The sequence below is a fragment of the Actinomycetospora corticicola genome (assembly GCF_013409505.1).
Taxonomy (GTDB): Bacteria; Actinomycetota; Actinomycetes; order Mycobacteriales; family Pseudonocardiaceae; genus Actinomycetospora; species Actinomycetospora corticicola.
The window spans coordinates 1,841,634-1,863,590 of record NZ_JACCBN010000001.1 but is presented as its reverse complement, the minus strand read 5'-3'; the positions used below and the strand labels follow the sequence as shown (position 1 = coordinate 1,863,590).

Here is a 21,957-nt window from a genome sequence, read left to right as displayed (position 1 = left end):
CCGGCCGATGCTCATCGGCGCGACCCGGATCCACAAGGGACCTGGGTCCCGTGCGGCCCGTGTGGGTGACGGGGTGCGCGGTGGACCCGGTCCGGGCGCCGAGGTGCACATGGGGCATCTCCGCGGGCGCTCCGGCATGTCTGGTGTGCACCTCGGGACACGCGCCGGCCGGGAGGCGGCGCCGAGATTCACATGGGGCAGCTCCGCGGGCACTCCGGGCTGCCTGGTGTGCACCTCAGTGTGGGCCTGCTGCTCGCCGTCGCCTCCGAGGCGTGGAACGAGCGGCGGGCGAAGTCGGCTACTTGATCAGCGCCTGGACCTCACGGAACGCGGGGTTCGTGCTGGCCCCGAGCCACTCGAAGACCACCATCTCCGTGGTCACCACGTCGACGCCGTGGTCGTGCATCCGCGCGATCGCGGCGTCGCGGTTCTCCGGCGCCCGGCTGCCGACCGCGTCGGCCACCACCACGACGGCGTGCCCCTGGGCGCGCAGGGCGAGCACCGTCTGCAGCACGCACACGTGCGCCTCGCAGCCGCACACCACGGCCCGCGGCCGGGGCAGCTCCAGCTCCGCGGCGAAGGTCGACTTCCCGACGGCGGGTGCGGGCAGCAGGTCCGCGACCTCGCCGACCGTCGGGCCGAGCTTCGTCGGGTCCTGCTCGGTCGTGATCACCGGTACCTCGAGCCGCGTCGCCGCCCGGACCAGCCGCGCGGCGTTGCGGAGCACCTCCGGCGCCCCCGAGATCGCGGGCATCAGCCGCTCCTGCAGGTCGACGACGAGCAGGACCGAGTCCTCCGCGGTGAGCGCCGGCATGGGAGCCACCGTAGGTCCGGAGGTGGCGCCGCGGGGGACAAGACGGTAGATCACTGGCCATGGCAGCATCCGGCGTCCCGCGCGGCAGCTCCGCTCCGCTGCGTGCCGCAGCAACCGGCGTCCCGCGCGGCAGCTCCGCTCCGCTGCGTGCCGCACCAGCCGGCGTCTCGCGCGGCAGCTCCGCTCCGCTGCCTGCCGCACCAGGTCGGACCGAGCGGGTCGAGCACCACCGGGAGCGGTTCGGGACGTTCCTCGAGATCGAGATCGGGCCGTTGGAGGAGGAGCTCGCGCGCCAGGACGTGGGCACCCCGTTCAACCCGCACCTCGACGAGGCGGGCCGGATGCACCCCGCCGTCTGGGAGGCACGCCGCGAGGCGCAGCGCCGGTCGGCGGCGGCCGGGCTGTACGCGCCGCACGTCCCGGGAGCGCACGGCCCGAGGTTCACCCGGCCCGAGATGCAGCACGTCGAGGAGTTCGTCTACCACCGCAGCGGACTCGGTCTGGGGCTCGCCGCCCTGGCCTGGACCGAGGGGCCGAACGACGCCGTCGAGTACTGCACGCCCGCCGCACGGGAGCACTGGGTCGACCCGCTCAAGCGCGCCGAGATCACCGCCGCATTCGCCAACACCGAGCCCAGCGTCGGCACCGACGTCCTCGCGATCTCCACGCACGCCCGCCGCGACGGCGACGACTGGATCCTCGACGGCCACAAGGCGTGGATCACGAACGCCCACTTCTGCGACGTCATCCAGGTCACCGCCGTCACCGAGCCCGGCGCCGGCACCCGCAGCCTGACGATGTTCCTCGTGGACGCGAACGCTCCCGGCGTCACCCGGGGTCGGGACATCCCGACGATGCTCGACGACGGTCTCACCGGCGAGCTGCACTTCGACGGCGTCCGCATCCCCGCCGAGGACGTCGTGGGGGAGCCCGGCGACGGGTTCGCCCTGGCCATGACCTGGATCAACTGGCGCCGCATGATCCGCGGTGGCATGTGCGCCGGGTGGGGGCAGTGGCTGCTGGAGCGTGCGGTCGACCGGGCCCGCACCCGCACCGTCGGCGGCCGCCCGATCGCCGAGCAGCAGGTCGTCGCGCACATGCTCGCCGACATGGACGCCGACGTGTACACCGCACGGGCCGCGTCGCTGCAGCTCCAGGTCGACCTCGAGGCGCTGCCCGGCGGCCCGGCCGCGGTCCCGCTCGACCCGGCCGGCCCGCGCCTGATGAGCCTGCTCAAGGTGGTCAACGACGAGGCGTTCTTCCGGGTCGCCGACCGCGCGATGCAGGTGCACGGCGGGGCGGGACTCCGGAAGGGCTCGCCGGAGGAGAAGCTGTTCCGGATCGCGCGGAACCTCAAGATCCCGGCCGGGACCGACGAGATCCAGCGCAACGCCATCGCGCGGGGACTGCTGCGGTGAGCCTGGCCGCCGTCACGGGCCGCTTCCAGCCGGTGCACGCGCAGCATCTCGACCTGTTCGCCCACGCGCTCGCCGACCACGACGAGCTCGTGGTCGCCGTGACCAACCCGGACCGCGGAGCCCGTCGTCGGGAAGCCACCTCGGCCCACCGGCACACCGACGCCGCGAACCCGTTCACCTTCTACCAGCGGGTCCGCCTGCTCACCGCCGCGCTCGCGGGCGCGGGGCTGACGGCGACCGTCGTGCCGTTCGACCTCACCCGCCCCGACGTCTGGCCCGAGTACGTCCCGCTCGACGCCCACCAGTACGTCCGCGCGTACTCGGACTGGGAGGCGGAGAAGGCGGCGCAGCTCCGGGCCGGCGGCTACGCCGTGACCGTGCTCGTCGGCGATCCCGACGCGAAGCTCGAAGCCACCGACATCCGCGCGGGGTTCGACGACGGGTCCTGGGAGGACCTGGTGCCCGCCTCGACGGTGCCCGTGCTGCGGTCGCTCCTGTGACCGCCCGCCAGGGGGTCGAGCTCCGCTCCGCTGCGTCTCCCGCCCCCGGCTACGGCGAGACCCAGCCCCGGCTGGTCGACGACCGGCTGCCGGTCGTGCTCGTGGTCCTCGACGGGCTCGGCGACCGTCCGGTCCCGGAGCTCGGCGGCCGCACCCCGGCCGAGGCGGCGCACACCCCGGTCCTGGACGCGCTCGCCGCCCGCGGGTGCTCGGGCTGGCACCTGCCGTTCGGCTGGGGCCGCGCGCCGGCCTCGGAACTCGCGCACTGGGCGATGTTCGGGTTCGGCGACGTGCCGTTCCCGGGTCGGGCGGTGCTCGAGGCGCTCGGCGCGGGCGTCGAGGTGCCCCTCGGTGTCGCGGTGTGCCACGCGGCGCTGCGGTCGTCGCGGGTCGAGGACGGGCGCCTGTGGATCACGGGCCGGTGCGCTCCCGACGACGGGTCCGACGCGGCGGCGCTGTTCGACGCGCTGGGTCGCGTCGCCGCGGAGCACGGGGTCGAGCTGCACCCGCTCGGGCGGCGTGGGGAGGCGCTGCTGACGCTGCCCGGTCACGACGACGGGTCGGTCACCGACTCCGACCCCTTCTTCGAGGACCGGCACCCGTGGCTGGCCGTCCAGCCGTGCACCCCGGCGGCGGCCGGGAGCGCTTCGACGCTGACGGCGTTCCTGCGCGCGGCGCGGCGGACGCTGGTCGGGCACCCCGTGAACCGCCGCCGCTGGGGGCGACCACCGCTGGACGTGCTGACGACGAAGTGGTCCGGCCGCCGGGACCCGCTGCCGTCGTTCGACGAGGTCACCGGGGTCGCCGGGGCGGCGGTGACCTCGACCGGGCTCTACCGCGGGATCGCGGCCCTGCTCGGGATGGAGGCGCGGCACCTGGCGCCCGCACCCGACGTCGGGACCGATCTCGCCGCGCGGCTCGACGCGGCCCGGGACCTGATCGCGGGCGGCGCGCGGTTCGTGCACGTGCACACGAAGGCCACCGACGAGGCCGGCCACACGAAGCTCCCGCGGGCGAAGCTCGACGTGCTGGAGGCCGCCGATCCCGGGCTGGCCGGGCTGCTCGACCTCGCGGAGCACGCCGTGGTCGCGGTGACCGGAGACCACGCGACGCCCTCGACCGGCGGCGTGCTGCACACCGGCGACCCGACCCCGCTCGTCGTCGCCGGCCCCACGGTGCGGCCCGACCCGGTCACCGCGTTCGGCGAGGCCCCCGCCGCGGCCGGCTGGTACGGCCGGATCACCGCCGCCGAGCTCCTGCCGCTGTTGTTCGGGCACGCGAACCGCCCCGACTTCCTCGGGCACCGGCCCACCCCGCGCCGCACCCTCGCGCTGCCCGACGACCCGGAGCCGATGGAGCTCTGAGTCGGACATCTCGGGTCGAAGCGGACCGATGACGCCCTGACCAGCAGTTTCTTCCGCTGGCGTGGGGTCGGTGTGAGTTGCGTGGTGGCAGACTCCGCGCATGACGACGACCGCGGACGCACCCGCCGTCGAGCCCACACCGACGTCCGCGCCCGCCCCGGCGGCTCCACCGACCGCCCCGGTGCGGCAGGACCCGCCGTCGGGAACGGGGACGCCCTGGATCGTGGCGCTGCTGGTCCTGGTGACCGGCATGTTCATGTCGGTGCTCGACGTCAGCATCGTGAACGTCGCGATCCCGTCGATGCAGAAGGACTTCGGCGCCACCACCGACGAGATCCAGTGGGTGTCGACGGCGTACTCGCTGGCGCTCGGCGTCATCGTGCCGGTCAGCGCGTGGCTGGGGGAGCGGCTCGGGCTCGGGCGCGCCTACGTGGTCTCGCTCGTCGGGTTCGGCCTGGGCTCGGCGCTGTGCGGGCTCGCGTGGGACCTCAACTCGATGATCGCGTTCCGCATCCTGCAGGCGGTCCCCGGCGGGATCATCCCGGTCGTCGCGCTGTCGATGGTCTACCGGATCGTCCCGCGCGAGAAGATCGGCGCGGCGATGGGGATGTACGGGCTGGGCATCGTCTTCGCGCCGGCGGTCGGGCCGACGCTGGGCGGCTACCTCGTCGAGTACGTCGACTGGCGGCTGATCTTCTTCATCAACGTGCCGATCGGGATCGTCGGTGCGATCGCGGCCGTGGTGTGGCTGCCGATGGAGAAGGGTGTGCGCGGGAAGCGCTTCGACGTCCTGGGCTTCCTGACGATCGCGGTGGGGCTGTTCTCGTTGCTGCTCGCCCTGTCCGAGGGGCAGTCGTGGGGGTGGACGTCCTACCCGGTGCTGATCCTGCTGACCGTCGGGCTGCTCGCGCTGGCGCTCTTCGTGGTGGTCGAGCTGGAGGTCGACCAGCCGCTGCTCGACGTGCGGGTGTTCTCGTACTGGGCGTTCACCAACTCGCTGCTGCTGATCGCGGTGCTCTCGGTAGGCCTCTTCGGGGTGCTGTTCTTCATCCCGCTGTTCCTGCAGCAGAGCCAGGGGCTCGGCGCCTTCGACACCGGGCTGCTCCTGCTGCCGCAGGCCGTGGTGATGGGCATCCTCATGCCGGTGGCGGGGCGGCTCTACGACAGGATCGGCCCGCGGTGGCCGGCCGTGATCGGGCTGACGATCCTCGCCCTCGGTACGTGGATGCTGCGCGACCTCTCGATCGACACGTCGTGGAACGAGCTGCGCTGGATCCTCGTGTTCCGGGCGGTCGGGATGGGCCTGGCGATGATGCCGATCATGACCGGCGGCATCTCCGCCGTCCCGCCCGACCGCGTCTCCGGCGCGAGTGCGTTCAACAACGTCACGCAGCGCACGACGTCGGCCATGGGGCTCGCCGCGCTCACCGCCCTGCTGTCCTCCGCGCAGGCGCAGGAGGGCAGCGACACCGGCGCGGCGATGCACATGTCCGCGCACACGCCGATGGTCCAGCAGTACATGAGCTACTCGCAGGTGCAGGCCCACGCCTTCGTCACCGCGATCGACGACCTCATGATGGTGACGGCCGCGCTCACCGCCGTCGGCGTCCTGCTCGCCCTCCGCCTGCGATCCGGCCCGGCCCCGAGCCCGTCGTCGGGACCCGCCGTCATGGAGTGAGGCCCCGGGCCTCGACGAAGGCCGCGCGAAGCTCGGCGGGCTCGATGGCCGACAGGCGCGCGCCGAAGGTGAGGTAGAGCCCGGCGAGCCCGATCCAGGACCAGGCGCCCATCGTCAGGCGGCACGTTCTCGCGTCGACGACGTCGACGACGGCACCGCCCGGGGCGAACTCGGCGACCGTCTCCGGGGCAGGTCGAGGTCCGCGCGGCCGAGGCAGGGCCAGGGCGCGGGGTGATCGCCGCGGTCGGGCGTGTGGCGGACGAGGTCCGCCGGCGACTCAGGTAGGGGCCGCGGTTCGAAGCGGGCGTTGGTCGGCGCGTGCAGACGGAGGCGGTCGAGGCGCAGGACCCGCCAGGCGCTCCCGTCGTACGCGACGAGGTACCAGCGGGCCGCCCAGACGACGAGGTGGTGGGGTTCGAGACGTAGTGGCTCCTGGTCATGGTCCAGCCGCAGGAGCTGGTTCTGCCGCACCGCCCGGCCGACCTGCTCGACGAGTGCGGCGTCGATCGGTGGCGTGGGGAACTCCCACTGGTTCGGCACGACGGTGACCGTGAAGGCGTCGGCCGTGGGTCGCAGCCGGCGGGGGAGGGCACGGACGATCGTGTCGAGGGCGCGGCGGGCCGACTCCTCGATGCCGGTGAGCACGCTCGGGGAGCTCTGCAGGGCCACGACCGCCGCGACGGCCTGGTCCTCGTCGAGCACGATGGGCGGGACGGCCCCGCCCGGTCCGAGCCGGTAGCCGCCGTGTGTGCCCATCACGGGGTCGATCACGTAGCCGAGCTCCCGCAGCGTGTCGACGTCCCGCCGCAGCGTGCGCTCGGAGACCTCGAGCCGCTCCCGCAGCTCACGGCCGGAGTACGTCCGCCCGGTGCCCAGGAGGGACAGCAGGGTCAGGGTGCGGGCGGAGGTCGTGGCCACGGGGTGAGGATGCCGTGGGAAGCGGTCACCGGGTGACCGGCAGGAGCTCGGGGACCTGGATGGGTGGTGGCGTTCGTCTTCGGTCCTGAGCGCGGCGCACCTATGCGGGCCGCCCTCGCGGCCGCGTTCGGTGAAGATCAGGACTTCGGGAGCGTGTCGCATCAGATCGTGCGCGTGTCGCACCCGAAGTCGCGATCATGGTCCGGACCCGGCAGAGGTCCCCGGCGGCAGCCCTGCGGTCATCGGTGGCCGCCCCGCTGGGCATCCCCGCTCGGACGTCGCTCCGTCCGCCGGTGTCGCCGCCGGCACATGAGATCCGCCTTTGCTGCCGGGCGACCATGGCTGTGGTCGCTAGGTCCTCGAGTGGCGTGTCTGGTGCAGGACGTGGTCGAAGTTGCTCCGTTCGCCGGTTGATCTAGTCGAACTGGTGTTCGATACTGGGTGCATGGCGATCGACGCGGCGTGGGACCCCTGGACGGGGCCCGAGCCGCTGCCGCCCTGGGAACCCGAGGACCCCGACGAGCCCACCTGGCGCCCGCTCTCCGACGTCGAGTTCGAGGCGCTCTTCCCGTGGGCGCCTGAACCCGAGCCACCGTTCTTCGAGCCCGAGGACCCGCAGGACCACGTGCCGTGGGTTGGTGTGCCCACGGCCGACGGCCCGGGTGTGGATCAGTCCGGCGCGCGGGACCCCGGGACTGACGAGTCCCGAGCTGACGAGCCGGGCTGGGCGGTGCCCGGGGTCACCGACACAGGCTCTGCTGCCGACCGCGAGGGCGGGTTGTCGGCGTCGTCGCAGGCCGTGTTGGACGAGGTCGACGCCGCCACAACCGCACACCGGCTGGCCGGGGCCCGGTTGTACAGGGCGGTGACGGCGCTGCGGGCCAGTGACGTGCTGGCCGAGACCCGGTATCAGCGGCTGCCGCGGTTGTTGGAGGACCACGTCCGGCTCGACCCGAAGACCGTCGCCATGCTCGACCGGCACGCCGAGGTCCTGCACCCGCACACCACTCCGACCGGCGCGACCACCCCCGCGCAGCTGCCCGCCACCGCCGCGGCGGTGGATGACGGGGTGATCGACGGGTACCACGTCGAGATCATCAACAAGACCATGGACCGGCTGCGGAAAGTCCCCGAGTTGGACGACGGCGTGCTCGCGGTGGCTGAGGAGCAGCTCGCGGGGTTGGCCGCGACGCATTCGCCGCGGGCGTTGGCGTCGGCGGCGAAGACGATCGCCGACCGCCTCGACCCCGACGGCGCTGCCCCGAAGGACGACGACCCGACCGGCAACGAGCTGCACCTGACCCGGCGACGCAACGGTCAGGTCAACGCGAAACTGGTGCTGCGCGAGCCGGCCGCGGCGGCGTTGTTCACCGACGCCATCCGCGCCGCCACCCCCGCACCCGCCTCCGCGGTCACCGCCGACCCCGACACCGGCCTGCCACCGGTCTCCGACGACGCCGACGGTCGCCGGGTCGGGGTCGACCCGCGGGTCGAGGCCCGGGATTCAAAGCCGAACCGGCAGGCCACCGGACTGCTCGACCTGATCTCCGCCAGCCACCGGGCCGGGCTCGACCACCCCGACGGCGAACAGCATCCCGGTAGCCCCACCGCCTCCATGCCGCTGCCGGACCTCGACGACCACGGCGACACCACCGCCTGGCCCACCGAACCCGCACCCGACACTGCTAAGCCCCACCACGACACCGACGCCGCCCGCCCGCACGACGACACCGCCGACCGCGCTGACTGCGACCTCGCAGAGGTGCCACCGGGCGTGGACACCGACACCGAACCCGGAGACTCTCCGCTGTTCGGCGACGGGCCACCTGAGGATGAGCCCGAGGACGAACCGCCGCCGCACCGGCCGTGGACCCCACCCGACCTCGACGCGATGTCGCTACCGGGCCGGGAAGGGGTCACCCTCACCGTCACCCTGGACTACGCGACGCTGCGCCAACAACTCACCGACGCCCACCAAACGCTCGCGCTGCTCGGGGACTCCACCTGGATCCGCCCCGAAACCGCCCGCCGGCTCGCCTGCGACGCCCAGATCATCCCCGTCGTCCTCGGATCGAAGGGCGAGGTCCTCGACATCGGCCGCAAGACCCGCGCCGTCCCCGCCGGGATCCTCCGCGCCGTGGTCCACCGCGACCGGCACTGCGCGTTCCCCGGCTGCCGCCGGCGAGCCCGCACCACCCAGGCCCACCACATCACCCACTGGGCCCACGGCGGCGACACCGCCCTGGACAACCTGGTCTGCCTGTGCCGGTACCACCACGACCTGGTCCACCACGCCGGATGGGACGTCGCGATGATCGACCACCTGCCCTGGTTCACCCCACCGGCCTGGCTCGACCCCACCCGAACACCCCGGCACAACCGGCCCTGGCAGATCACCGCACGGGCGACCTGACGGTCAGGTCGTCGGGTGCAGGTGGTGGATGTCGAAGGGCTTGTTCGTGATGAACAGGAACGTGCAGTCGGCGTCGTCGGTGGCACCGTGCTCCATCGAGCCGCCCTCCGGGAACCACACGAACGACCCGGGGCCGTACGTCCCCTGGTGGGTGTTCAGCGTCCCGGAGAGCACGTAGATGCCGTGCCCGCAGGGGTGCGTGTGCCAGGGATTGGTGAAGCCCGCCCGGTAGACCATCTTGACGACCATCATCCCGGTCTCGGCGTCGTCGACGAGCGGTACGTGCTCGAGGACGGCGCCGATCGCGGGCACCGGGAAGTCCTCCCACTCCGCGGTGGTGGTGTCGGTGACGACGAGCTCGACGGGCTCGGATGCAGTGGTCATGGGCGAGGAGCTTCCGCTGCCGCTGTGACGGTTCGATGTCGGCCGGAGAGCGGCCAGGTCACGCGTCCCTCCGACGAGCGGACGCTCAGTGCGCGCCAAGCCCGGAGGTCGACGCTCGATCCGACATCGCGAACCGTTCGATCCCGGAGGCCCCGATGCGCCACACCACCGTCGGTCGCAGGACCGGGCTGCTGACCTCCCGGACCGCCCTCGGCACCGGCAACCTCGGGACGCGGTGGGGACACGGCACCGAGCCGTCCGGCCACGAGCTCGCGAGCATGCGGGCAGCGGTCGAGGGCAGCCTGCGCCGGCTCCGCACCGGCCGTCTCGACGTCCTCCGGGCCGCCCGGATCGCCGACGCCCCGGATCGGACGCCCGCGCAGGTGGCGACGGCGTGGGTCCTCGAGAAGCCGATGTGCGGGACCTTGCCCGCGTCGACCAGGCCCGAGAGACCGCGGAGCACCTCAATCAGCTCACGGGACCACGACGGGCAGCCCGGCGGCGTCGATGCGGTCCCGGGTGCGGGCGACGGCACCCCGTGTGGCATCGCGGCGCCGACCGTCGGTGTCGGCCCGGCCGTCACCCACCGCCAGAGGGGCGGCCGAGGTGTCGGCGACCAGGGAGCACCACCAGAGCGTGTCGGCGGTGGGGGAGTCCTCCGCCGCGAACCCGCTGAGGTCCACCCCGGCCTGCTCCGCCTCGACGTCGGACGCCAACTGGTGGGCGACCAGTCCGACGACCCGCCGCGGATAGCCCCGGACCCGGAGGAACCGTGCGGCGTCGAGGGACGGGAAGCCGACCCGCGCGACGACCGGCGAGCGCCCGACGTCCAGCAGCACCGCGGCGTGGAGCAGGGGGTCGCGGTCGACGCCGGGCAGCTGCGCGAGCCGGACGGCCTCGCGGGCGGCAGCCTGCGCGTGCCGCCACCACTCGGGCCGGTGGTCCGCCAGCAGGGTCTCGGCGAGCGCCCGCGACGCGGCGAACGACGGCAGATCCGACGGCACGGGCGGCGACGCTAGCCCCGCGCGACGATCATCGCGAGACCGAGCGACGCGCCTCGTCCACCGACCGTGCGCGGGCCGCCGGGAACGGCTCAGCGGCCGGTCCACTGCGGCGCGCGCTTCTCCGCGAACGCCCGGGGTCCCTCCTTCGCGTCCTCGCTGACGAAGATGCGCTTCCGGACCTCGGAGTTGGCGGCCCAGGCGTCGTCCCCCAGCTCCTCGAGGTGGGCCGCGGCGAGCATGAGGCCCTTCGACTCCCGGACGGCGAGCGGGGCGTTCGCCACGATCGTCGCGGCCATCGCGCGGGCCGCCTCCAGCGCGGTCCCGGCCGGGGCGACACGGTTGGCCAGACCGAGCTCGTAGGCCCGGGCGGCGGTGATGGGCTGACCGGTCATGGCGATCTCGAGCGCGACCGCGCGCGGGATCCGCTGCGGCAGCCGGAGGAGTCCGCCCGCGGCGGCGACGAGGCCGCGCGTGACCTCGGGGAGACCGAGCTGGGCGTTCTCGTCGACGATCGCGAGGTCGCAGGACAGCATGAGCTCGCAGCCGCCGCCGAACGCCAGGCCGTTGACCGCGGCGATCGTCGGGGTGGCGACGGCCTGCTGCGCGAAGCCGCCGAAGCCCCACTCGGGGTGGTCGGCGTCGGAGAGCGTGTCGCCCTGCGCGACCGCCTTCAGGTCGGCGCCCGCGCTGAACGCCCGTCCGGTCCCGGTCACGACGATCGCGCGCACCGCCTCGTCGTCGTCGGCCGCCCGCAGCGCCCGGCCGAGCGCCGTGGCGACCACCGAGTTGATCGCGTTGAGCGCCTTCGGACGGTCGAGCGTGATGACGGTGATCCCGTCGGCCGTCTCGACCCGCACCTCATCGGACACCAGCAGTCCCCTTCCCGAGAATCTCCGCCCGTGCCGCTCCGTCGTCGGCACCCTGGACCTGGGCGGCCGTGGAGCGCAGCGTCTCGCGGTCCGTGTCGTCGCGCACCGCGATCGAGAACTCCACGTCGGTCACCACGGCGGCGTACCGGTCGAGCAGGAGCCGGCCGATCTCGTCGTGCAGCCCGATGACCACGAACCGGTCCAGCGTCGCGTCGTCGATCATGCCCGGCAGTTCCTCCCAGCGCTGGGCCTTCGACAGCTCCTTCGCCTCGGCCGCGAGGTCGGACAGCCCGAGGTGGTCGAAGGCGGCGCGGTAGCCCGGCGTCGACGCGTAGAACGCGATCCGCGCGCGGGCGTCCTCGACCTTCCGGGCCAGCTCCTCCTCGGTCCGCGCGGAGGCGACCAGCGGCTTCATGCACACCCGGAAGTCGTCCAGGGACCGTCCCGCACGGGCCGCCCCCCGCCGGACGGCGGGCAGCATCACCTCGGCGATGTAGCTCGGGGTGCACACGGGGTGCGGCCGGACGCCGTCGGCGACCTCCCCGGCCACGGCGCACATGAACGGGTTCACGGCGGCCAGGTGGACCGGGATGTCCGGGTGCTCGATCGGGCCGGCGTCGAACAGCGGGACCATGAGGTCGAGCCGGTAGTGCTCCCCGGCGAAGTCCAGGGGCACCCCGTGCTGCCACGTGTCCCAGACGGCGCGGAGAGCCTGCACGTACTCCCGCATCCACGGCGCCGGCGCGTGCCACTCCAGCCCGTACCGCCGCCGGATGTGGCCGCGCACCTGCGTCCCGAGGCCGAGCGTGAACCGCCCGCCGGAGAGCTTCTGCTGGGTCCACGCCTGCAGCGCCATCACCGTCGGGCTGCGCGGGAAGGCGATCGTGACGGCGGTGGTGGTCCGCAGCCGCTCCGTCGCGGCCGCGGCCAGGGCGAGGACGACGAACGGGTCGTCCTTCGTCTCCTCCACCGCGATCCCGCCGTACCCGATCTCCTCCAGGAACCGCGCGGTGTCCGCGACCGCGTGCAGGTCCAGCGGGGTCTCCGGGGCGCGCAGCCCCGGGTCGACCTTGCCGAGGGGCAGCAGCGTCTCGAGGCGCACGGACGCGAGCCTTCCCGACGACGGGTCCTGGTGCACCCTGGGAGCCATGTCGGAGGACCAGGGGGGCGACCCCGTCTGCTGGGCGCACCTGCTCTGCCCCGCGTGCGGGGCGATGCCCGACCCGGAGGACCCCCTGTCGGCGTGCTCGGATGCAGCGTCGGGAGTTACCTGCCCCCGGTGCGGCGAGGAGATCGAACGATGACGACCGAGAACACCCGCGACCTCGAGCAGGGCATCGTCCGGGACTTCACCGAGAACCTGTCCTACGGGCGGTACCTGCACCTCGACGAGCTGCTCGAGGCCCAGCACCCGCGCAGCGAGCACCACGACGAGATGCTGTTCGTCATCCAGCACCAGACCTCGGAGCTGTGGCTGAAACTGGCCCTGCACGAACTGTCGGGCGCCTGCGACGACCTCGCCCGGGACGACCTGTCGCTCGCCCTCAAGCGGCTCGCGCGGGTCAAGCACGTCCAGCGCCAGCTCATCGAGCAGTGGTCCGTGCTCGCCACCCTGACGCCGAGCGAGTACCACGAGTTCCGCGGCTTCCTGGGGACGTCGTCGGGGTTCCAGAGCTACCAGTACCGCGCCGTCGAGTTCGTCCTCGGCAACAAGAACGCCGCGATGCTGGAGCTCTTCGCCGACGACCCGACCGCGCAGCGGGTGCTCACCGGGGCCCTCGAGCGCCCGAGCCTCTACGACGAGTTCCTGCGCCTGCTCGCCCGGCGCGGCCACCCGGTCCCGACGGAGCTGCTGGAGCGGGACCTGACGCGGGCGCACGTCGAGAACGCGGGCCTCGTCGAGGTGTTCCGCGGGATCTACGCCGACCCGGACCGGTACTGGGACCTCTACGAGGCGTGCGAGGAGCTCGTCGACATCGAGGAGAACGTCCAGTTCTGGCGCTTCCGCCACCTCAAGACCGTCGAGCGGACGATCGGGTTCCGCACCGGGACCGGCGGATCGAGCGGCGCCGGCTTCCTGCGCCGGGCCCTCGAGCTGACGTTCTTCCCGGAGCTCTACGCGGTGCGCACGGCGCTCTAGTCGTCCGCGCGCGGTGGGCGTTCGGCGACGACCGGGTGGTTGCCGCTGATCGCGTGGATGAGCGTCACTGTCTCTCGCGCGACACGAAGGGCGTGTCGGGGTGTTCCTTCCCGACGGCGGGTCCCGCTAGCCTCCGCCCCTGACCAGCAGGTTCACACCCCAGCCTGATCAGGGAGGCCGTCATGGCGGGCAAGTTCGAGGTCTACGAGGACAAGTCGGGCAAGTTCCGGTTCCGGCTCAAGGCGAGCAACGGGCAGATCGTCGCGAGCGGCGAGGCCTACGAGACGAAGGCCGCCGCCAGGAAGGGCTGCGAGTCGGTGCAGAAGGCGGCCGACGGCGCCGCGGTCACCGAGGTCTGAGCCCGCACGCCGGCCCTCATGCCGGACTGATCTGCACCTGGGCCGCCCGCCCGGGCACGAGGACGGTGAGCACCACGCCGAGCGTGGTCCCGTCGTCGTCCCGGGCGGCGGTCGTCAGCACGAGCCGACGCCCGTGGCGCACGGGCTGCACGACACCCCTGCCCGGGTAGGGCGGGTCGAAGGCGACCCGGTGCAGTCCGGCCACCCGGTCGACGTCGGTTCCGAGCGATGCCGCGGCGCGCAGCAGGGCGTCGTCGTCCGCCTCCGGGGGCACCCCGGTCCCGAGCCGCCGGGCGAGGTGCAGGCGCAACGCCCCGGCGACCACGAGGCGTCGCGCCGCGGGGTCGCTCACGGCGTCCAGTCTCGTCCAGCGTCGCCGAGTCGAGGAGGAGCCCCCGTGCCCGAGAACCTGATCCGGCGCATCCTCGCCGACCACCTGCGCGAGGGGGAGCTGACGCCGGGGGAGGAGATCGTCCTCGACGTCGACCAGGTGCTGATCGAGGACGCGACCGGGTCGATGTGCGCGCTGCAGTTCGAGGCGCTCGGGGTCGACCGGGTCGCCGTCTCGCCGTCGGTCCTCTACGTCGACCACAACGTGCTGCAGGTCGACGGCCGCAACATGGACGAGCACCGCTACCTGCAGACCTTCGCCGCGCGTTACGGCCTGCACTTCTCCCGCCCCGGCAACGGCATCTCGCACTACGTGCACCTGGAGCGCTTCGCCCGCCCCGGAGCGCTGCTGCTCGGGGCGGACTCGCACTCGACGATGTCGGGCGCGGTCGGGATGGTCGCGTTCGGCGCGGGCGGGCTCGACGTCGCGGTCGCGATGGCCGGGCACGGCGTCGCGACCGCCGCACCCGCCGTCGTGAACGTGGAGCTGCGCGGCGAGCTGCCGCCGTGGGTGGCGGCGAAGGACGTGATCCTCGAGCTGCTGCGTCGCCACGGCGTGCGCGGCGGCCAGGGGCGGGCCTACGAGTTCACCGGGCCCGGTGCGGCAGCGCTGTCGGTGCTCGAACGCGGGTCGATCTGCAACATGATCACCGAGCTGGGCGCGCTGGCGGCGGTGTTCCCGGCCGACGGGCAGGTGCGGTCGTGGCTGCGGGCCCAGGGACGCGAGGACGACTTCGCCGACGTCGCGGCGGAGGACGACGCGACCTACGACGAGCACGAGGTGATCGAGCTGGGCGACCTCGAGCCGCTGATCGCGTGCCCGTCGTCGCCGGGGTCGGTGGTGCCGGTCCGGGAGGTCGCGGGCACCGAGGTGGTGCAGGTCTGCGTCGGGTCGTCGGTGAACTCGTCCTACGAGGACCTCGCGATCGTCGGTGCCGTGCTGCGGGACGAGATCGTGCACCCCGCGATCGAGATGACCGTGACGCCGGGCTCGCGGCAGATCCTCGACCGGGTCGCGCGGGGCGGGGTGTACGCCGAGCTGGTCGCCGCGGGCGCGCGGATGCTCGAACCGGTGTGCGGGCCCTGCATCGGGGTGGGGCAGGCCCCGAGCGCGGGCAGGCCCTCGGTGCGCACGTTCAACCGCAACTTCCCCGGCCGCAGCGGCACCGCGGGCGACCAGGTCTACCTCTGCTCACCCCCGACCGCGGCCGCGACCGCCCTGCACGGCGTGATCACCGACCCGCGGGACCTCGGGGAGGTCCCGTCGTTCGACCCGCCGCCGACGGACCCGCGGCGCGTCGACGACCAGATCCTCCGGCCCCGTCCCGACGACGAGGCGGCGCAGGTCGAGGTGGTCCGCGGCCCGAACATCGTGCCGCCGCCGGCCGGGGCGCAGGTGCCCGACCGGCTGGCCGACCCGGTGCTCATCGTGGTCGGGGACGACGTCTCGACCGGCGACATGGCGCCGGACGGCATGGGGATGAGCGACTGGTCGAACATCCCGGAGTGCGCCCGGTCGATGTTCGCCCGGCAGGACCCGGGGTTCCACGACCGGGCCCTCGCGCGCGAGCACGGCGTGATCGTCGGTGGCCACAACTACGGACAGGGCTCGTCGCGGGAGCAGGCGGCCCAGGCGGCGCTGTACCTCGGGGCGCGGGCGGTGATCGCGGCGGGCTTCGCGCGCATCCACCGGGCGAACCTGATCGCGCAGGGGATCGTGCCGCTCGAGTTCGTCGACGCCGAGGACCACGGGCGGGCGGAGACCGACCAGACCTGGACGATCGAGGGGCTGCGCGACGCCGTGGAGGCGGGCATCGAGGAGCTGACCGCGTCCACCGACGTCGGGGAGGTCCGCCTGCGACTGCGGCTGGCACCCCGCGAGCGGGCGACGCTGCTCGCCGGCGGCACGATCGCCCGCCTCCGCTCGGAATCCGTGTCCCGGGCCTGAGGTTGCACCCGGTATGACGACGGCGACGCAGGACCTGCAGACCGACTGGCAGCGCTGGCACGACGAGCGCGAGACGACGCTCCGCGAGCCGCACGGCTGGATGTCGCTCACCGCGCTGGAGTGGCTGGACGACTCGGAGCAGGTGATCACCGACCTGCCCGGGACGTGGCGGGCCCCCGGCGACGGCACCGTGCGGATCACCGCCGGGGCGGCGGACGGGGTCGAGGTCGACGGGACGACCGTGGACGGCACGGCCACGGTGGCGCCGGTCGACGGGGCGCCCGGGGTGCTGGTGACCGTGGGGGAGCGGGTCGTGGAGCTCGCCCGCCGCACCGACTCGTACGCGCTGCGCGTCCGGGACCCGCAGGCGCCGACCCGACGAGATTTCACCGGCGTGCCGACGTTCCCGGTCGACGGGCGCTGGGTGGCCACCGGGCGGTTCGAGGCCTACCCGGAGCCGCGGCGGATCACGGTCGGCGCCGTGGTCGACGGGCTGCAGCACTTCCCGACCGCGGTCGGCACGGTGACCTTCACCCTCGACGGCGTCGAGCAGCGGCTCGTCGCGCTCGCCGGGAAGGGCGAGGGGCTCTCCCTGCACTTCCGCGACGCCACGAGCGGGGAATCCACCTACGGCGGTGGCCGCATCCTGCGGACCGCCGATCCCGAGGCCGACGGCTCGGTGACGCTCGACTTCAACCGCACGGTGAACCTGCCCTGCGCGCTCGTCGCCTTCGCCACGTGCCCGCTGCCGCCCGCCGACAACGTCCTCGACGTCGCGGTCGAGGCGGGGGAGCGCCGCTACCTCTGAGCGAGGGCCGACGGGCGCCACCGATTCGATGTGGGTCATTCGTGTTCCCGGACGGGATGGCGGACGTGAAGCGGGTATGAACCCCTCGATCGTGATCTGAACGAGATCGAGGAGGACTCATGTCGGGAATGACGCGACGTCGCGTGGGCTACAGCGTGGCCGCGGCCGCGCTGTCCATCGGTGCGCTCGGGGCCTGCTCGAGCGGTGGGGAGGCGCCGGCCGGTGCTCCGGGCCAGCCGGGCGCCGCGGGCCAGTCCGCGCCCGCCGCCCCGGGCCAGCCGGGCGCGCCGGCGCCGGGGGCACCGGCTCCGGGTGCTCCCGCCCCGGGCCAGCCGGGTGCCCCGGGCACGCCGGGCGCCGAGGGTGGTGCTGCCGGCGGGGCCGCGGGGGGTGCCGCGGGTGGCACCGGCACCGGCACCAACGGCGAGGGTGGCTCGGGCCAGGGCGCCGCGGGCGGCACCGGGTCGGGCGCCGGCGGGACCGGCTCCGGGGCGAACGGCTCGGACGGTTCCGGCTCGAACGGCGCCGGCGGCACCGGTGGCGCGCCCAGCCAGACCCCGTCCGGCGGCGTGCAGACCGGCGGCGGCAGCACCACCGGGGTCGAGCACCCCGAGCTGTTCGGTCTCGGTGGCCTCGCGCTGCTCGCGGCCGGCGGCGTCGCGGTCGCCGCGACCCGTCGTCGTGCCGAGGACTGAGACCTGACGACCGGACCGGGCGGTGCCGACGCCTCGACGTCGGCCCCGCCCGCCCGTTCCCGACGGCGGGTGGTGCTGCTCGCGGTGGCGGCGCTGCTCGCCGTCGTGGGCGTGGTGGCCGTGGTCGTCGGCCTGGCGCTGCAGCAGCGGGCACCGGTCGAGCGGGACGCGGGCGCCCTGCGCGCGCCGCCCGCGACGAGCGCCGCGCCGCGCACGACCCCCACCGGCCCTCCGCCGTCGCCGCCCGCGCGCATCGTCGTCGCGAAGATCGGCGTCGACTCGCGCGTGGCGTCCGTGGGGCTGAACCCCGACCGGACCATGGAGGTCCCGGCGAAGGGCCCGCTGTACGACCTGGCGGCCTGGTACCGCTACTCGGTGACTCCCGGTCAGCAGGGCCCGTCGGTGATCATCGGGCACATCGACTCCGCGGAGAACGGGCCGTCGGTGTTCTTCCGGCTGGGCGCGCTGGCCCCGGGCGACACGGTGGAGGTGACGCGGGCGGACGGGCGGGTCGTCACGTTCGCGGTGTACGCCACCCGGGCGTTCGCCAAGGACGCCTTCCCCACCGCCGACGTCTACTCCGGCACCGCCGGGCCGGAGCTGCGCCTCATCACCTGTAGCGGCTCCTTCGACGCGGCCGCGCGCAGCTACCGCGACAACACCGTCGTCTTCGCGCGGGAGACCTCGTTACGGTGACCGGCGTGCCGCGCCCACTCCATCCCGGTGACCTCATCGCGGCGATGTTCGGGGTGGTCTTCGTGGCCGCCAACTCGCAGCTCCTCGGGGCCGCGCGCCTCCCGGTGATCGTCGTGGCCATCGCCGCCGGGATCGCGATCGTCGTCGCCGCGCAGCGCAGCCGGGGAATGTCCGGCGCCGCCGGCCCCCCGATGCACCGGACCGCCTACCTGCGGATCGTCGCGGTCGAGGCGGTCGCGCTCGTCGTGGGGGCACCGCTGCTGGCGCGGTTCGCCCCGCACCTGCCGATCGCCTGGGTGGCCCTGGTGGTGGGACTGCACTTCGTCGCGTTCGCCGTGTGGTGGCTGCCCGGGGAACGGACGTTCCTGGCGATCGGTGCGGTCATGACCGTGCTCGGCGTCCTCGGGTTCGCGATCGGCCTGACCGGTGGCGAGGACACCGCCGACGTCGTCGCGCTCGTCGCGGGGGTCGGGTCGGGGGTCACGCTGCTGGTCCCCAGCACGATCGCCGCGGTGCGGCTGTTCAGCGCACGAGCAGCATGACCACCACGGCGGCCAGCGCGAGGACGCCGAGCACGACCAGCAGGACCCCCGCCGTGCGGAGGCCCGAACCGCGCGAGGGTGTCTCCGGGGACGGGGGAGCTGCGTCGTCGGTCCGGTCGGACCCGCCGTCGGGATGCGCGTCGATGACCTCGGTCGCGGACTCCTGCGGGGGCGGCGCGGCGTAGCGGTCGGCGAGGTCGTCGAGCGAGCGGCTCAGCGTGGCGGCGTCGGGGCGGTCGCGCGCGTCGAGTGCCATGGCACGGAGGACGACGTCCTCGAAGCCGATCGGGACCGACGGGGTGATCTGGCGCAGGGGGGTCGGCGGCTGGCGCAGTCGTTGCGCGGCGACCTCCGCGGCGCCGACGCCGGCGAACGGGGGCCGACCGGTGAGCAGTTCGTAGAGCGAGCAGCCCAGGGAGTAGACGTCCGAGCGGCCGTCGAGCCGCTCGCCCCGGACCTGCTCCGGGGACATGTAGGCGACCGTCCCGACCACCTTGCCGGTCTCGGTGAGCCCCGGGACGTTCTCGGTCTTCGCGATGCCGAAGTCCATGAGCTTGGGCGTGCCGTCGTCGAGGAGCATGACGTTGTTGGGGTTCACGTCGCGGTGCACGATGCCCTGCTCGTGGGCGTGCGCCAGCGCGGACGCGACCATCGCCCCCACCCGGGCCGCCTCGACGAGGCCCGGCTGCCCCTGCTCCCGCACGGTGTCGCCCCACGTGCGGCCGGTGATGAGCTCCATGACCACGTACACGCCGTGCGGGGAGGACCCGACGTCGTGCACGGCGACGACGTGGGGATGGCTCAGCACGGCCGCCGCCCGGGCCTCGTCGCGGAGCCGGCGGGCGTCGGTGTGATCGTCGCGCCGGTCCTCGGGGAGCAGCTTCACGGCGACGACGCGGCCCAGGTCGCGGTCGAGGGCCCGGTGCACCTCGGCCATCCCGCCCCGGCCGAGCAACTCGACGAGCTCGTACCGGTCGCCCAGGACGACGGGGCCGGCGGCACCGTCGTGGGAGGAGGTGTACGGCCGGGTCACAGCCGTCGGGTCCGCTGGGCGTCCCCGCCGCCGAGCAGGGCGTCGAACAGGTAGCGGTGGTCGACCATGGCCTGGCGGCGGTCCTCGAGGGACTGGTCGGCCTGCTCGTCGGCCACCGCGACCGTGTGGGCGGAGCGGAAGTGCTCCACGAGGTCGGGGTAGTCCACCGAGATCAGCTTCTCGCGCTCCTCGAAACGCTCCGAGGGATAGCCGCGGTCGCGCATCACCTGCTGCACCAGCAGGTCGGCGTCGCGCAGCCCGGTCGGCGGGTTCTCCACGAACGTCGACTGCGCGGACTCCCACGCCCGGGCGTAGCGGTCGCGCTCGTCGGCGCCGAGGTCACGCAGCTCGAGCTCCTGGCGTCGCTTCAGCCGGGCCCGCAGCTCCTTCTCGCCGTCGCGCTTGCCGTACTCGGCGATCACGCGGTCGTACTCCTCGCCGAACCGGCTCTTCAGCGACGCCGTCGTCGCCCTGGCGCGGTACCGGGCGACCAGGATCAGCACGATGCCGAGCACGATCACCACGGCCGCGACGATCACGATCGTGAGTACGGTCCCGTCCACCATGAACTCCCTCCGCCGGGCCCCTGGCCGCCCCGGGGTCGGAGCGACGGATCAGGGATCCCGACCGAAAATCCAGTGCCCGCGATCAGCTCGCCCGAACCCGGATGCGTAGCTGGAGCACGGTAGTTGCCGACGACCGCCGATGTCGACGGGTTCGATCGTCGGCCTGGCCTACCGCGGTCGGTCTAGTCGTCGTGCGCGATTGCGTCCAGTGCCGCGCCGTCGACGCGGTGGGTCGTCCACCCGTCCTGCGGGACCGAGGCGAGCGTCGCGTAGAAGTCCAGCGCGGGGGTGTTCCAGTCGAGGACGGCCCACTCGAGCCGCGCGTAGCCCCGGCGCAGGCAGGTCCGTGCGAGTTCGGCGAGCAGCGCCCGCGCCACGCCGCGCCGCCGGTGGGCGGGGGAGACGTAGAGGTCCTCGAGGTGGATCCCGTGCACCCCGGTCCAGGTGGAGTAGGTCAGGAACCAGATCGCGGCGCCCGCCAGCTCGTCGTCGACGAGCGCCGTCGTCGCGAACACGGCGGCCGTGTCGCCGAACAGTGCCTCGTGCAGCTGGTCCTCGGTCAGGTGGCACGACTCCGGCTCGCGCTCGTACGCCGCGAGGTCGTGCACGAAGCGGACGAGGGCGGGGACGTCGGCGGGCTCGGCTGGTCGGATCGTCACGGACACGCGACGATCCTGCGCCATGACGGCACTGGTCACGGGCGGCGGGACGGGTATCGGACGCGCGATCTCGGAGGCGCTCGCGCGGCTCGGGCACCCGGTCGCCGTGGTCTACAGCCGGTCGGCCGACGACGCCGCGGCCACCGTCGAGGCCATCACGACGGCGGGTGGGTCGGCCCGGGCGTTCCGGGCCGACGTGACCGACGAGGGCGCGGTCACGGCCCTCGCCGGGGAGGTGCGCGAGGCGCTGGGCCCGGTCTCGGTGCTGGTCAACAACGCCGGCGGCACCGAGCACATCGCGATGGCGGACCTGGACGCGGCGACCGACGAGGTCTTCGAGCGGCTCTTCCGGCTGAACACGCTCTCGGCCTGGCACTGCGCCAAGGCCTGCGCGGCGGACCTGCAGGCCGCCGAGGACGGGTGCGTGGTGAACGTCGGCAGCATCGCCGCCGCAGCCGGGCGCGGCTCGTCGGTGCCCTACGTCGTGTCGAAGGCGGCGCTGTCCGGGCTCACGAGGGCCCTGGCCCACGCGCTGGCGCCGGTCCGGGTCAACGAGGTGGCGCCGGGGCTCGTGCTCACGCGCTGGTGGGCCGGTCAGGAGGAGCGGGGGCGCACGCTCGCGGCCGGCGCGATGGTCGGCCGTGAGACGACCGTGGAGGACGTGGCCGCGGCCGTCGTCGGGCTCGTGACCTCCCGGGCGATCACCGGCCAGACGCTGACGGTCGACGGCGGCCAGACGTTGTGAGGACTGGTGAGCAG

At 73.9% G+C, this 21,957-nt stretch carries 24 protein-coding genes; 13 read left to right on the top strand and 11 right to left on the bottom strand.

The window, feature by feature from the left end:
• Window positions 1-298: 298 nt before the first annotated feature.
• Entirely contained in the window at window positions 299-814 is a 516-nt protein-coding gene (locus BJ983_RS08915; protein WP_179793485.1) for an isochorismatase family protein, read from the bottom strand.
• Window positions 815-873: 59 nt separating this feature from the next.
• Here BJ983_RS08915 and BJ983_RS08910 point away from each other — a divergent pair, with 59 nt between their 5' ends.
• The 4 genes from BJ983_RS08910 (at window position 874) to BJ983_RS08895 (ending at window position 5,774) form a co-directional block, all read left to right on the top strand.
• The gene (locus tag BJ983_RS08910) at window positions 874-2,232 is read left to right on the top strand and encodes an acyl-CoA dehydrogenase family protein (protein WP_179793484.1); all 1,359 of its coding nucleotides are present in this window, start codon (window positions 874-876) and stop codon (window positions 2,230-2,232) included.
• Window positions 2,229-2,732 carry a cytidyltransferase gene (locus BJ983_RS08905; protein WP_179793483.1) on the top strand — a complete coding sequence of 168 codons (504 nt, stop codon included), beginning with the start codon at window positions 2,229-2,231 and terminating at the stop codon, window positions 2,730-2,732. Before BJ983_RS08910 ends, BJ983_RS08905 begins: the two co-directional genes overlap by 4 nt.
• Window positions 2,729-4,096 carry an alkaline phosphatase family protein gene (locus BJ983_RS08900; protein ID WP_179793482.1) on the top strand — a complete coding sequence of 456 codons (1,368 nt, stop codon included), beginning with the start codon at window positions 2,729-2,731 and terminating at the stop codon, window positions 4,094-4,096. The genes BJ983_RS08905 and BJ983_RS08900 overlap by 4 nt, the downstream gene beginning before the upstream one ends.
• Before the next feature lie 100 nt (window positions 4,097-4,196).
• On the top strand, window positions 4,197-5,774 hold the full coding sequence (locus BJ983_RS08895; protein ID WP_246325556.1) for a DHA2 family efflux MFS transporter permease subunit: 1,578 nt from the start codon (window positions 4,197-4,199) through the stop codon (window positions 5,772-5,774).
• Here the strand turns inward: BJ983_RS08895 and BJ983_RS31570 are convergent.
• Window positions 5,764-5,886, bottom strand: coding sequence for a hypothetical protein (locus BJ983_RS31570; protein WP_281376270.1), 123 nt, complete (start codon window positions 5,884-5,886; stop codon window positions 5,764-5,766). The genes BJ983_RS08895 and BJ983_RS31570 overlap by 11 nt on opposite strands.
• A 2-nt stretch (window positions 5,887-5,888) precedes the next feature.
• Window positions 5,889-6,692 (bottom strand): HTH domain-containing protein, encoded by an 804-nt coding sequence (locus tag BJ983_RS08890; RefSeq protein ID WP_218890172.1) that lies wholly within the window; start codon window positions 6,690-6,692, stop codon window positions 5,889-5,891.
• A gap of 445 nt (window positions 6,693-7,137) precedes the next feature.
• On the opposite strand from BJ983_RS08890, the gene BJ983_RS08885 reads away from it, so the two are divergent.
• Entirely contained in the window at window positions 7,138-9,105 is a 1,968-nt protein-coding gene (locus tag BJ983_RS08885; protein ID WP_179793481.1) for an HNH endonuclease signature motif containing protein, read from the top strand.
• A gap of 3 nt (window positions 9,106-9,108) precedes the next feature.
• Here the strand turns inward: BJ983_RS08885 and BJ983_RS08880 are convergent, their stop codons facing one another.
• The 4 genes from BJ983_RS08880 to BJ983_RS08865 all read right to left on the bottom strand — a co-directional run bounded on the left by BJ983_RS08880 (window position 9,109) and on the right by BJ983_RS08865 (window position 12,512).
• Window positions 9,109-9,489, bottom strand: a complete 381-nt coding sequence (locus tag BJ983_RS08880) for a cupin domain-containing protein (RefSeq protein WP_179793480.1) — start codon at window positions 9,487-9,489, stop codon at window positions 9,109-9,111.
• A 473-nt stretch (window positions 9,490-9,962) separates the two neighbouring features.
• Window positions 9,963-10,493, bottom strand: coding sequence for a phosphohydrolase (locus tag BJ983_RS08875; RefSeq protein WP_179793479.1), 531 nt, complete (start codon window positions 10,491-10,493; stop codon window positions 9,963-9,965).
• Window positions 10,494-10,582: 89 nt separating this feature from the next.
• Window positions 10,583-11,362, bottom strand: a complete 780-nt coding sequence (locus tag BJ983_RS08870; RefSeq protein ID WP_179793478.1) for a crotonase/enoyl-CoA hydratase family protein — start codon at window positions 11,360-11,362, stop codon at window positions 10,583-10,585.
• Window positions 11,352-12,512, bottom strand: a complete 1,161-nt coding sequence (locus BJ983_RS08865; protein ID WP_218890171.1) for a TIGR03617 family F420-dependent LLM class oxidoreductase — start codon at window positions 12,510-12,512, stop codon at window positions 11,352-11,354. The genes BJ983_RS08870 and BJ983_RS08865 overlap by 11 nt, the downstream gene beginning before the upstream one ends.
• A 150-nt stretch (window positions 12,513-12,662) precedes the next feature.
• On the opposite strand from BJ983_RS08865, the gene kynA reads away from it, so the two are divergent.
• Both kynA and BJ983_RS08855 read left to right on the top strand, forming a co-directional pair.
• Complete coding sequence (gene kynA, locus BJ983_RS08860) at window positions 12,663-13,502, top strand: tryptophan 2,3-dioxygenase (protein WP_179793477.1); 840 nt, start codon at window positions 12,663-12,665, stop codon at window positions 13,500-13,502.
• A gap of 182 nt (window positions 13,503-13,684) precedes the next feature.
• Window positions 13,685-13,861 (top strand): YegP family protein, encoded by a 177-nt coding sequence (locus BJ983_RS08855; RefSeq protein ID WP_179793476.1) that lies wholly within the window; start codon window positions 13,685-13,687, stop codon window positions 13,859-13,861.
• A gap of 16 nt (window positions 13,862-13,877) precedes the next feature.
• Here BJ983_RS08855 and BJ983_RS08850 read toward each other — a convergent pair whose 3' ends face one another.
• On the bottom strand, window positions 13,878-14,213 hold the full coding sequence (locus BJ983_RS08850; RefSeq protein ID WP_179793475.1) for a hypothetical protein: 336 nt from the start codon (window positions 14,211-14,213) through the stop codon (window positions 13,878-13,880).
• A gap of 45 nt (window positions 14,214-14,258) precedes the next feature.
• Here BJ983_RS08850 and BJ983_RS08845 point away from each other — a divergent pair, with 45 nt between their 5' ends.
• The 5 genes from BJ983_RS08845 to BJ983_RS08825 all read left to right on the top strand — a co-directional run bounded on the left by BJ983_RS08845 (window position 14,259) and on the right by BJ983_RS08825 (window position 18,940).
• Window positions 14,259-16,199, top strand: a complete 1,941-nt coding sequence (locus tag BJ983_RS08845; RefSeq protein WP_179793474.1) for an aconitate hydratase — start codon at window positions 14,259-14,261, stop codon at window positions 16,197-16,199.
• Window positions 16,200-16,212: 13 nt separating this feature from the next.
• Window positions 16,213-17,007 carry a DUF1684 domain-containing protein gene (locus tag BJ983_RS08840; protein WP_179793473.1) on the top strand — a complete coding sequence of 265 codons (795 nt, stop codon included), beginning with the start codon at window positions 16,213-16,215 and terminating at the stop codon, window positions 17,005-17,007.
• Between the two features lie 119 nt (window positions 17,008-17,126).
• Window positions 17,127-17,702 carry a hypothetical protein gene (locus BJ983_RS08835; protein ID WP_179793472.1) on the top strand — a complete coding sequence of 192 codons (576 nt, stop codon included), beginning with the start codon at window positions 17,127-17,129 and terminating at the stop codon, window positions 17,700-17,702.
• Window positions 17,703-17,771: 69 nt separating this feature from the next.
• Window positions 17,772-18,398: a class F sortase gene (locus BJ983_RS08830; RefSeq protein WP_179793471.1), complete on the top strand. Its 627-nt coding sequence runs from the start codon at window positions 17,772-17,774 to the stop codon at window positions 18,396-18,398.
• Window positions 18,399-18,403: 5 nt separating this feature from the next.
• Window positions 18,404-18,940 carry a hypothetical protein gene (locus BJ983_RS08825; protein WP_179793470.1) on the top strand — a complete coding sequence of 179 codons (537 nt, stop codon included), beginning with the start codon at window positions 18,404-18,406 and terminating at the stop codon, window positions 18,938-18,940.
• Here the strand turns inward: BJ983_RS08825 and BJ983_RS08820 are convergent.
• The 3 genes from BJ983_RS08820 to BJ983_RS08810 form a co-directional block, all read right to left on the bottom strand.
• Window positions 18,921-19,973 (bottom strand): protein kinase domain-containing protein, encoded by a 1,053-nt coding sequence (locus BJ983_RS08820; protein WP_179793469.1) that lies wholly within the window; start codon window positions 19,971-19,973, stop codon window positions 18,921-18,923. The two genes, BJ983_RS08825 and BJ983_RS08820, sit on opposite strands and share 20 nt — an antisense overlap.
• A complete protein-coding gene (locus BJ983_RS08815) occupies window positions 19,970-20,539 on the bottom strand; it encodes a hypothetical protein (protein WP_179793468.1) in 570 nt (189 codons plus the stop codon). Before BJ983_RS08815 ends, BJ983_RS08820 begins: the two co-directional genes overlap by 4 nt.
• A 182-nt stretch (window positions 20,540-20,721) precedes the next feature.
• Window positions 20,722-21,204 carry a GNAT family N-acetyltransferase gene (locus BJ983_RS08810; RefSeq protein ID WP_343053918.1) on the bottom strand — a complete coding sequence of 161 codons (483 nt, stop codon included), beginning with the start codon at window positions 21,202-21,204 and terminating at the stop codon, window positions 20,722-20,724.
• Window positions 21,205-21,220: 16 nt separating this feature from the next.
• Between BJ983_RS08810 and BJ983_RS08805 the strand changes: the two genes are divergently transcribed.
• On the top strand, window positions 21,221-21,943 hold the full coding sequence (locus BJ983_RS08805) for an SDR family NAD(P)-dependent oxidoreductase (protein WP_179793466.1): 723 nt from the start codon (window positions 21,221-21,223) through the stop codon (window positions 21,941-21,943).
• The last annotated feature ends 14 nt before the right edge of the window (window positions 21,944-21,957 follow it).